Source organism: Nocardioides humilatus, from assembly GCF_008373755.1.
Taxonomy (GTDB): domain Bacteria; phylum Actinomycetota; class Actinomycetes; order Propionibacteriales; family Nocardioidaceae; genus Nocardioides; species Nocardioides humilatus.
In genome coordinates this window covers 579,636-591,277 of sequence record NZ_VUJV01000003.1, presented here as the reverse complement: position 1 = coordinate 591,277, position 11,642 = coordinate 579,636, and the positions used below count along the sequence as shown (strand labels likewise).

5 protein-coding genes are annotated in these 11,642 nt (G+C 69.8%); 4 read left to right on the top strand and 1 reads right to left on the bottom strand.

Annotation, left to right across the window (positions count from 1 at the left end):
* Positions 1-22: 22 nt before the first annotated feature.
* Entirely contained in the window at positions 23-4,189 is a 4,167-nt protein-coding gene (locus F0U44_RS10660; RefSeq protein ID WP_149728268.1) for a choice-of-anchor D domain-containing protein, read from the bottom strand.
* 84 nt (positions 4,190-4,273) lie between these two features.
* Here F0U44_RS10660 and mfd point away from each other — a divergent pair, with 84 nt between their 5' ends.
* The 4 genes from mfd to F0U44_RS10640 all read left to right on the top strand — a co-directional run bounded on the left by mfd (position 4,274) and on the right by F0U44_RS10640 (position 11,551).
* Positions 4,274-7,804 carry a transcription-repair coupling factor gene (gene mfd / locus F0U44_RS10655; protein WP_149728267.1) on the top strand — a complete coding sequence of 1,177 codons (3,531 nt, stop codon included), beginning with the start codon at positions 4,274-4,276 and terminating at the stop codon, positions 7,802-7,804.
* Between the two features lie 26 nt (positions 7,805-7,830).
* Complete coding sequence (locus tag F0U44_RS10650; RefSeq protein ID WP_149728266.1) at positions 7,831-8,508, top strand: hypothetical protein; 678 nt, start codon at positions 7,831-7,833, stop codon at positions 8,506-8,508.
* Positions 8,509-8,514: 6 nt separating this feature from the next.
* Positions 8,515-9,141, top strand: coding sequence for a nucleoside triphosphate pyrophosphohydrolase (locus F0U44_RS10645; RefSeq protein WP_246160414.1), 627 nt, complete (start codon positions 8,515-8,517; stop codon positions 9,139-9,141).
* A gap of 88 nt (positions 9,142-9,229) precedes the next feature.
* Positions 9,230-11,551 (top strand): M4 family metallopeptidase, encoded by a 2,322-nt coding sequence (locus tag F0U44_RS10640; protein ID WP_149728265.1) that lies wholly within the window; start codon positions 9,230-9,232, stop codon positions 11,549-11,551.
* Positions 11,552-11,642 lie beyond the last annotated feature (91 nt).

The following is an 11,642-nucleotide window of genomic DNA, read 5'->3' as shown; positions in this document are numbered from 1 at the left end:
GGTCTGGAGGAATCCGATCCTGTCAGTCGAGAACCGGGTCGTAGGAGGCGTTGGCGAGCAGGAACGACGAGCGGACCACCGTGCTGCCGTTGAGGGACTCGACCTGCAACAGCTTCTTCGCGCAGCCGCCCGCGACCCGCTTGATCGTGATCTTCACGTCCTTGTACTTGCCCGGGTTGAGGGGGGCGGTGAGGAACGTGCCGGCGAGGACCTCGGTGGTGACCACGGCCGTCCCGGCCTTCGCGGAGACCGTGAATGAACCGGTGCAACCGTCCAGGTCGGTGAGTCGGAGCCCGATCTGCTGGGGCGCTGCACTGTTGTTCTTCAGCCGCACCTTGAACAGGGCTGACTTGTCCACGTTGAGCGCCGGCCCGGTGACGGTCTGACCGCTGACCGGTCCGCCGATCAGCTTCTGCGAGCCCTGCCCGGCGAACAGCTCGAAGCCGGTCGTGCCGTTGACCGGCGCCATCGTGTTGGTCTCGGTCGCGATCGACTCGATGACGTCGTCGTCGGCCGAGAGCAGCGCGACATCGACGCCCGCGATGACCTGGCCGGGCACCGTCGGAGTGACCCGCAGCTCGAAGTTCATCGTCTTGCCCGGCAGGATCGTCGGGGTCACGAAGTAGCCGGAACCGTCGGTGGTGAGCAGCTCCGTGCCGCCGGTCGTGACGAACATCTGGGCGGTGGCTGCCGCGCCGGACGGGGTCAACCGGAACTTGAAGGAAGCGGGCTGGGAGTCCTCGTTGACGACCCCGACCTTGTACTTCATCAGGTCACCGCTGGACTCCACGGTGCGCGTGACCAGGTGGTTCTTTCCGGTGTAGAGCGTGCCGAAGCCGCGGATCTTCAGGTCGGACTTGGGCACGCTGGTTCCGGACAGGGTGACCGTCGTGGGATCTCCAGCGTCGGTCGCGATCGAGAGCACGGCGTTCTTGTCCCCGAGGGTGCTCGGGGAGAAGCGCACGTCGACGTCGCACGAGCTCGCCGGTGCGACCGTGGTGTGGGCGCAGTCTTGGGTGCCGATCACGAACTGGCTCGCGTCGGGTCCGGTCAGCGTGACGTCACCGACGACGAGGCCGGTGTTGCCGACGTTCGACAGCTCCAGCGTCGTCGTACTGCTGGAGGTGTTGCGGTCCACGGTGCCGAAGTCGACGTCGTCGTCCGAGATCTGCGGCACTGGGAAGATGCCGGTGCCGCCCAGGGAGACCACCACGGACCCACCCACCGCGTTGTGCGCGACGGACAGGCCGGCCGGGCGCGCCCCGCGGGCACTCGGGGAGAAGGTGACGGTGATGTCGCAGGACTCGCCAGGTGCGACATCCTGCGCCTCGCACTGGTCGTCGGTGATCGTGTAGTCGGCCTGGTTGGCCCCGGTGATGTTCGTCGCGCCCACCTCGAGGTCGGCGGTGCCGACGTTGGAGATCGTGACGGTCTCGGGACCGCTCGTGGTGCCGACACGCACCTCGCCGAACGCGACCGCTTCGACGGAAGCCATGGCGATCGGCGCGAGGCCCACACCGGTGAGGGAGACCACGGCCGGGGAGCCGGTGCCGTTGTGCGCCAGGCTCACGGTCGCGGACTGGATGGTGCCCCCCGCGGGGTTGAAGCGCACCCGGATCGTGCAGGAGCCTCCGCCCGGCGCCAGGGTGGCGCCGTTGCACGTGCTGCTCATCAGGTCGAAGCTGTTCGGGTCACCGCCCCCGAAGGTCGGCGTGCCGAGCTCGAGAGGTCCGGAGCTCGTGTTGGAGATGGTGACCGTGGTCGGGCTGGTCGGGTGACCGACGGCAACGAACCCGAAGTCGCGGAACGGCGGGTTGACCGACGCGGTCGCCTCGGTGGCCGTGCCGGCCAGGGTGATCTCCATGGGCGGCCCGGCGTCGGTCGACAGGGTCAGCGTCGCGGACCTGGGTCCCGTAGCCGTCGGGGCCATCCGCACGGTGATCAGGCAGCTGCCTCCGGGCGCGAGCTCGGAGTCGGAGCAGGCGTCGTTGGCGACGACGAAGTCGCCGGCGTTGGTGCCGGTGAGGGTCGTTGTGTCGATCGAGAGGCCGGCGTCACCGGTGTTGGTCACGGTGGTCGTGAGAGGCGCGGAGGTCACGCCGACCGGCTGCGTGCCGAACGCCAGCGAACTGTCGTCGACGCTGACAGCGGACCGCACGCCATTGCCCGTGAGGGCGACGGTCTTGGTCGCGGCCGATCCGGGGAGCTGGAGCGTGGCGGTGCGAGTCCCGCGCGCGGACGGCGTGAAGCGCAGGAACAGGTCGCAGGTGCCGTTGACGGCAACGGCGACGGCAGCCGCACAGCTTCCGCCGACGATGGCGTAGTCACCTGCGTCGGTGCCGGTGACCGCCGGGGCGCCGAGCGTCATCGGTCCGCTGCCGGTATTGGTCACCGTCACGATCTGGCTGGCGCTCGTCGCGCCGACCAGGTGGGTCCCGTAGTCGAGCGTCGACGCCGAGGTGGTCGTCACGCCGCCGGTCGCGATGCCGGTCATTCCGATCGCCTGCTGCCCGGCGGACGTCGAGATCTCGAGGATGGCCGCCTTCAGGCCCATCGCCGTCGGGCTGAACCGGAAGGTGACGGTGCACTGCTGGGTCGCGGCGAGCACCGCCCCGTTGCAGGTGGTGCCCTGGATCGCGAACTGGCTGGCCGAAGGACCGATGATGACGGGGGCGATCACGGTGAGCGACGCCGGTCCGGGGTTGGTCACGGTCTGCGTCATCGTCGCCGAGTTGGCGCCCACCACCGTCGGCGGGAACTGGTGGCGGACGTTGGGGCTGAAGGTGAGTCCTGCGGGAGCTGTCGTGCCGTTTCCGCTGAGCGGCACTGCCCTGGTGGTGCCGTTGCTGTTGATGGCCAGGTTGGCCGCCCGAGAGCCGGTCACATCGGGACGGAACATGACACGGAGGGTGCACTGCTCCGAGGGGGCAAGGGTCGAGGCGCAGCCGTAGTCGACGGTGAAGTTGTTGGCGTTGGCTCCCGTGATCACGAAGGCGTTCATCGTGAGGACGAGCGGTGCGTTGCCCGTGTTGGTGATGGTGACCGAGAACGGTGCGCTCGAGGTCAGGATCGGTTGGTCACCGAACGGGATCGACGCTGCGGACATCGTGGGGACCGGGGCGGCGGCAGCCGCCGTACCGCTCAACGGGACGGTCCTGTCGGACTGGCCCGAGGCCTTGAGGGTGAGGAGGGCCGATCGCGCGCCGGGCGCACCGGTGGGGCGGAACGTCACCCGCACAGTGCAGGTCGAGGTGCCGATGAGCTCGACCAGCGCACAGCTGTCGTTGATCTCGAACTGGTCGGCGTTGGTGCCGCTGAGGGTCGCGCTCGTCCAGGGAATCTGGCCGATTCCCGTGTTGGAGACGGTGACGCCGAGGCTGGCCGACGAGCCGATCAAGGTGCTGCCGTAGCTCAGGGTCGCCGGCGCGATCGACAACGTCGGCGCGCTGGTCGAGGCGGAAAGGGCGACCGTCGCCGGCGCGCCCGCGTCGCTCGCGACGCTCAGGGTGGCCGTCTTCGAGCCGGTGCTCGTCGGCCGGAAGCGCACGGTGATAGCGCAGGAGTCCCCGGACGGGACCTGACCGGCGAGAGCGCAGTCGTCCTGGATGATCGCGAACTGGCTGGCGTTGGCCCCGGAGATCGTCGCCTCGTTGGTGTCGAGCGGAAGGTCGCCGGTGCTGTTGACGGTGATCTGCCGCGTCGCCGTGGAGCCGACGGCGGTCGGGTCGAACGCGCCCGACCCTGCGAGGTCGATGGCCGACGTCAGGGTGCTACCGGACAGCGTCACGCTCTGCGTGCCCGCGGTCGTGGGGATCTTCATGGTCGCCGACCGTGAGCCGAGGCTTCCGGTGGCGAAGTGGACATCGATCGTGCAGCTCTCGTCGAGTGCCAGTGTGATCGAGCCGGCGCTTCCGCCTCCGCACGTCTCGCTCGGCCAGAAGGTGCCCTTGTCGGCTCCGACGATCGCGGGCGACCCCACCACGAGGTTCTCGGTCCCCGTGTTGTAGACGGTGACCGTCTGGGTCTCCGGCGTCGGACCCGGCGTGACCGGGCCGAAGCTCATCGCCGCGGTCGACAGCTGCACATCGACGGTGGCCGACGCTGGCGCTGCAGCGAGGGCACTGGCACCAGAGACGACGAGCAGGAGGGCGACCAGGCGAGCGGTCGTGGAGCCGGGGCGTGCACGCATGGGCCCGACGCTATGACAGCCGACGCGTCAGGGCAGGCGTATCGCCAAAGGTTTGCTCCGTGGGGCCCGGTAGCCTCTCCCCACGTGACACTCGCCGGACTCGCTGATCTCGTCCTCACCGATCCGGCTCTCGCGACCGCGCTCGCCGACGCGGCTGACGGGCGGTTGCCCGCCCACGAGCTGACCGGCCCCGAGCCACTCCGGCCGTTCCTCGTCGCGGGCCTCGCCCGGGCGGGTCGGCCGGTCCTCGCCGTCACCGCCACGACCCGCGAGGCCGAGCAGCTCGTCGTCGAGCTCGGCGACCTGCTCGACCCCGAGACGGTCGCCTACTACCCGAGCTGGGAGACGCTGCCGCACGAGCGGCTCAGCCCGCGCAGCGACACCGTCGGTCGCCGGCTCGCGGTGCTCCGTCGGCTGTGCCACCCCGGCACGGACCCGGGCACCGGGCCGCTGTCGGTGGTCGTCGCCCCGGTCCGCTCGTTGCTGCAGCCCCAGGTGAAGGGTCTCGGCGACCTGGCCCCTGTCGAGATCGCGGCGGGGGAGTCCGCCGACCTCGACGACGTGGTGGCCGGACTGGTCGGTGCGGCCTACTCGCGGGTCGACCTGGTCGAGCGCCGCGGTGAATTCGCCGTGCGCGGCGGCATCGTCGACGTCTTCCCGCCCACCGAGGAGCATCCGCTGCGGGTGGAGTTCTGGGGCGACGACGTCGAGGAAATCCGCTCCTTCGCGGTCGCCGACCAGCGCACCATCGCGTCGCAGCCGCGGCTCTGGGCTCCGCCGTGCCGCGAGCTGCTGCTCACCGACGAGGTGCGTGGCCGGGCGGCCGACCTGGGCCGCCAGCACCCCGAGCTCCGCGAGATCACCGACAAGCTCGCCGAGGGCATCGCCGTGGAGGGCATGGAGGCGCTGATCCCCGTGCTCGTCGACGAGCTCGAGCTGCTGGTCGACCTGATGCCCGAGGGCAGCCAGGTCCTGGTGCTCGACCCCGAGCGTGCCCGGGCCCGGGCCCACGACCTCGTCGCGACGAGTGAGGAGTTCCTCGGCGCCTCCTGGGCAGCGGCGGCGGGCGGTGGTCAGGCGCCGATCGACCTGCAGGCGGCGTCGTACAGGGAACTGGCCGACGTGCGGCAGCACGCCCTCGGCCGGACCCAGTCCTGGTGGACCTACTCGCCCTTCGGCATCGACGAGGAGGGCGGCGAGGGCGGCGAGGGTGCCGGCCTGATCCGGGCGCGCGCCGCCGAGCCCTACCGCGGCGACGTCGAGAAGGCGTTCACGGAGATCGCCCAGTGGCGGGCCGCCGGCCGGACCGTCGTCGTCCTCCACGCCGGACACGGCCCGGCGCAGCGCATGGTCGAGGCGCTCGGCGAGCGCGACGTACCGGCCCGGCTCGTCGACGACCTGCCGGCGGGCACCCATCTCGACCCCGCCGTCGTCACCGTCACCTGCGGCAACCTCGCCCACGGTCTCGTCGATGACGCGACCGGCCTCGTCGTCCTCACCGGCGAGGACATCGTCGGCCAGAAGGCGTCGACGCGAGACATGCGCGCGATGCCGACGCGGCGCAAGCGCCAGATCGACCCGCTCGAGCTCAAGCCCGGCGACTACGTCGTCCACGAGCAGCACGGCGTCGGCCGCTTCCGCGAGATGCGGCAGCGGGAGATCAAGGGCGTCACCCGTGAATACCTGATCCTCGAGTACGGCGCCTCCAAGCGCGGCGCTCCGCCTGACCAGCTCATGGTGCCGGCCGATGCGCTGGACCAGGTGACCCGCTACGTCGGAGGCGAGCAGCCCAGCCTCGACCGGCTCGGTGGCGGTGACTGGACCAAGCGCAAGAACCGCGCTCGCAAGGCGGTCCGCGAGATCGCCGCGGAGCTGATCAAGCTCTACGCCGCGCGCCAGGCGACGAAGGGGCACGCGTTCGGGCCCGACAGCCCGTGGCAGCGCGAGCTCGAGGACGCCTTCCCGTTCCACGAGACCCCCGACCAGCTGAGCACCGTCGACGAGGTCAAGGCCGACATGGAGCGGACGGTCCCGATGGACCGGCTGATCTGTGGCGATGTCGGCTACGGGAAGACCGAGATCGCGGTGCGCGCGGCGTTCAAGGCGGTGCAGGACGGCAAGCAGGTCGCGGTGCTCGTGCCGACGACGCTGCTGGTCACCCAGCACCTCAGCACGTTCTCCGAGCGGATGAGCGGCTTCCCGGTCCTCCTCAAGGGGCTGAGCCGCTTCCAGACCGACAAGGAGGCCGCCGAGGTGCTCGCCGGCCTCGCCGACGGCACCGTCGACGTCGTGGTCGGCACCCACCGGCTGCTCAGTCCCGACACCCGCTTCAAGGATCTCGGCCTGATCATCGTTGACGAGGAGCAGCGGTTCGGCGTTGAGCACAAGGAGCAGATGAAGCGGCTCCGCACGAGCGTCGACGTGCTCAGCATGAGCGCCACGCCGATCCCGCGGACGCTCGAGATGGCGATCACCGGCATCCGTGAGATGTCGACGATCACCACCCCGCCGGAGGAGCGGCACCCGGTCCTCACCTACGTGGGTGGCTACGAGGACCGACAGGTCGTCGCCGCCGTACGTCGTGAGCTGTTGCGCGACGGCCAGGTCTTCTACATCCACAACCGGGTGCAGTCGATCGAGAAGGCCGCGGCCAAGATCCGCGAGCTGGTGCCCGAGGCCCGGGTCGCGACGGCCCACGGACAGATGGGGGAGCACCAGCTCGAGCAGGTGATGCTCGACTTCTGGGAGAAGCGCTTCGACGTGCTGGTCTGCACGACCATCGTGGAGTCCGGGCTCGACGTGTCCAACGCCAACACGATGATCATCGAGCGGGCCGACACCCTCGGCCTCAGCCAGCTGCACCAGCTGCGCGGCCGGGTCGGCCGCAGCCGTGAGCGCGCCTATGCCTACTTCCTCTACCCGACCGAGAAGCCGCTGACCGAGACCGCCCACGAGCGGCTCGCGACCCTCGCGCAGCACAGCGACCTCGGTGGCGGCATGGCGATCGCGATGAAGGACCTCGAGATCCGCGGCGCCGGAAACCTGCTCGGCGGCGAGCAGTCGGGCCACATCGCCGACGTCGGCTTCGACCTCTACGTCCGCTTGGTCGGCGAGGCCGTCCGCGACTTCCGCGACGACGCTCCTGAGGTGCTCGACGAGGTGCGCATCGAGTTGCCGGTCGACGCCCACCTGCCGCACGACTACATCCCGAGCGAGCGGCTGCGGCTGGAGATGTACAAGCGCCTGGCCGAGGTCCGGTCCGACGCCGACGTCGACGAGATCAACGAGGAGCTCGTCGACCGGTACGGCGAACCGCCCATGCCCGTCGTCGCCCTCATGCTCGTGGCGCGCTTCCGCGCCCGCGCGCGGCAGGCGGGGCTGAAGGAGATCACGATCCAGGGCAAGTTCGTCCGCTTCGCGCCGACCGTCCTCCCGGACTCCAAGCAGGTGCGGCTCCAGCGGATGTATCCCAAGTCGATCATCAAGACGCAGCTCGAGACGATCCTCGTCCCGCGTCCGGGGACGCCGGGTGCGACCGGTCATCCGATCGAGGGGGTCGCCCTGCTTGAATGGGCGCGCGTCGTCATCGATGCGGTGATCGACCCGAATGACTGATCAGTTTTGAGCTAGGGGAGTCGAGCGTGAAGAAGGTCGGACGGACCCTCGGTGTGGTCGCGGCTGTCGTCGGCGTTGCCGTGACCGCCGCCGGTTGCGGCGACAACGTTATCGGCAGCGACGGTCCGCGGCCCGGCATCGCGGCCGAGGTCGAGGACTCCCAGATCACGCTCGACGAGCTGGCCTCGGTGGTCGACGGGCTCTGCACGCTGCAGGAGGCCGACCCGGCCGCGGCCGCGACCAGCCGCGCCTACGCGCAGTCGCAGATCCTCCAGGCGTGGGTGGGTGCCCTCGTCGACGAGGAATACGCCGACGACAACGACCTCGACATCACCGCGCCCGCCTCGGGTCTCAAGGACGCGCCCGGCTGGGCCGACGTCGACGAGGACGACCAGGACGCCCTCGAGGACTACGTCAACGCCTTCGTCTACGCGAGTGCCGTCACCGAGCAGATCGGCCAGGGCGAGGGGCCCGACCCGGCCGACTACGCGATCTCGATCAACCCCAAGTTCGACGTCATGATCAGCGCTACGGGATTCGTCCCGGCGGGCGCCCAGCTCTCCGTGCCGGTGAGCAAGGAGGCCAAGATCGACACCGCGGCGCCCTCGCCCGAGTCGCTCCAGGACCTCTCCAACGACGAGATCTGCGGCGTCCGTCCGGCACCGACGTCGCCGGAGTCGGCGCTCCCCATCCCGCAGGGCTGACCCGCCGTGCCGGCGCCGGCGGAGGACGCACTCGCCGAGTTCGTCAGCGTGATGCGCCGCCTGCGCGCCGAGTGCCCCTGGAAGCAGGAGCAGACCCACCGCTCGCTCGCGCGCTACCTCCTCGAGGAGACCCACGAGACCCTCGAGGCGATCGACTCCGGGGATGTCCAGCACCTCCGTGAGGAGCTGGGCGACCTGCTCCTCCAGGTGGTCTTCCACGCCGTGATCGCCGAGCAGGCGGGCGAGTTCGACCTCGACGACGTCGCTCGCGACATCACCGACAAGATGCGCCGCCGCAACCCGCACGTCTACGGCCCCGACGCCGGTGCCGAGGGCGTCTCCCACGACGCCGCGTCGGTCACCGAGGTCTGGGAGTCGGTCAAGGCGCAGGAGAAGCAGCGCGACCAGGTGACCGACGGGCTGCCGCCCGGGCTCCCCGCCCTGCTCTACGCCGACAAGGTGATCGACCGGCTCGAGCGGGCAGGGGATGCGTCCTTGGTTTCGAGGCTCGCTTCGCTCGCACCTCAACCAGCGGAACTGGGTGACCGGCTGCTCGCGCTGGTCGCGGAGGCCCGCGCGGACGGGGTCGATCCGGAGCAGGCCCTGCGCGACGCCGTACGACGGCTGCTCTGAGCTGCCCGAACTGCCCTGAGCAGAAATAACTCGACAACTTTTTACTGTTCGCCGGACGGGCGTCGGTTTCCGGGTGACGATGCCGAACATGCGTTCCCTCCGCCCTCTGGTGGCCACGTCGATCCTCGCCGTCGCCGCTTCCCTTGCCGCACTTCCGTCGGGCTCCGCCACAGCCGACACCGCCAAGCCGCCCGCGCGGCACCAGATCCAGACCAAGAAGGTCGACCGGGACGCCGCGGCGCGCAGCGCTGCCGCCGCGGTCGTGTCGGCCAAGGCGCCGCAGCTCTTCCTGAGCCGCTACGACAAGGTGAAGGCGGCCTCGACGCTGCGGTCGGGACCGCTGCGGTTCGTGCCCTACACGCGGACCTACAAGGGACTCCCCGTCGATGGCGGTGACTTCGTCGTCGTCGTCGACAAGGGCGGCAACGTCGTCTACACGAGCGTCGCGCAGACGGGGAAGGTCAGGTTGACCGACGTCAGCCCGTCGATCACCTCGTCCGCGGCGCGCTCGACGTCGGCCGGCAAGGTCGACCGGGCCCAGCTGAGCCGGAGCACGCTCGTCGTGCTGCAGCGCGGCAGCCGGTCGAGCCTGGCGTGGAAGACCACGGCCACCGGGCTGCGCAAGGGTGCGCCGTCGCGCCTCGACGTCTACGTCGACGCCACGAGCGGCAAGGTGCTCCAGACCCTGGAGAACGTCGCGGACGGTGAGGGCCACGCGGCCTACTCCGGTCCGGACCCGGTGACGATCGGCACGACCCACCCCGGAGCGGTCTACTCGATGACCACGCCCGGCACGCCGTCGCTGGTCTGCCAGGACTCCGCGACCAACGTGACCTTCACCGGCCCCGACGACGTCTGGGGCAACGGGGTCGCCACCAACAAGGAGACCGGCTGCGTCGACGCCCTCTACGCCGCGCAGCAGCAGAAGTTGATGCTCAAGGGCTGGCTCGGCCGCGACGGCATGAACGGCGCGGGCGGCTGGCTGCCGATCCGGGTCGGCCTCAACGACCTCAACGCCTTCTACGACGGCTACGAGATCCAGATCGGCCACAACAACGCCAACCAGTGGATCAGCTCGCTCGACGTGGTGGCCCACGAGTTCGGCCACGGCATCGACGACTTCACCCCGGGCGGCATCTCGCGCAACGGCACGCAGGAGTTCGTCGGCGACACCTTCGGGGCGTCGACCGAGTACTACGACAACCAGCCGGCTCCTTATGACCAGCGCGACTTCCTCGTCGGTGAGGAGATCAACCTGGTCGGCTCCGGTCCGATCCGGAACATGTACAACCCGTCGCTCGTCAACGGTGACCCCAACTGCTACTCGGCCTCGGTCGACAACATGGAGGTCCACGCGGCCGCGGGCCCGGGCAACCACTGGTTCTACCTGGCCGCCATCGGCAGCAACGCCGCCGGCCAGCCGGTCAGCCCGCGGTGTGCGGGTGCGCCCGCCGTCACCGGCATCGGCGTCTCCAAGACGATGAAGATCATGTACACCGCGATGCTGATGAAGACGACCGCGTCGTCGTACAAGCAGTACCGGGCCTGGACCCTCACGGCTGCGCGCCACCTCTACGGCCAGAGCTCCTGCACGGAGTTCAACCGGGTCAAGGCCGCATGGAACGCGGTGTCCGTGCCGGCGCTCGCCGGTGAGGCCACCTGCACGGTCGGTCAGGCGTCGGTGTCGATCACCAACGCCACGTCGCGGACGTTCAACGCCAACACGACGATCGCGCCGTTCACGATGACTGCCAGCGGCGGCTCCTCGCCGTACTCCTGGTCGGCCACGGGTCTGCCCACCGGGCTGTCGATCAGCCCGACGACCGGTCAGATCTCCGGCACCCTCGGCCTCGCCTCGGGCGGCAGCTACGTCGTGCAGGTGACGGCGACGGACACGGCTGCGCGGGTCGGTACGGCGTGGTTCACGTTGAAGGTCAACAGCCCCACGACGGCGAGCTGCACCGGTCAGCGCCTCGGCAACCCCGGTTTCGAGAACGCGATCCCGGTGCCGTGGGTGATGAGCGCCGGATCGATCTACGCCGACGGCAGCCAGCACGGCGGCACGAAGTACGCCTGGATGGGTGGCTGGGGTGACGACGTCACCGAGGTCGCGTCGCAGCAGGTGAAGATCCCGGCCGGCTGCAAGGCCACGCTGACCTTCTGGGTGAAGATCTCGACCGAGGAGTCGGGCTCGACGGCCTTCGACAAATACACCGTCAAGGCCAACAACTTCACCCTGAAGTCGCTCAGCAACGTCAACGCCAACAACACCTGGACGCTGCAGACGGCGATCGTGCCGGCCGCGTTCGCGGGTGCCAACGTGACGTTCTCCTTCACCAGTGACGAGGACAGCTCGCTGGCGACGAGCTTCCGGCTCGACGATGTGGCTCTGACCATCAGCACGCCCTAGCGGCTGCTGGCCCCAGACCCGGAAGGGGTCGCGCACCTCCCCCCAGGGTGCACGGCCCCTTCCGGCCATTTCGTGAGCTTTCAACTGGGCT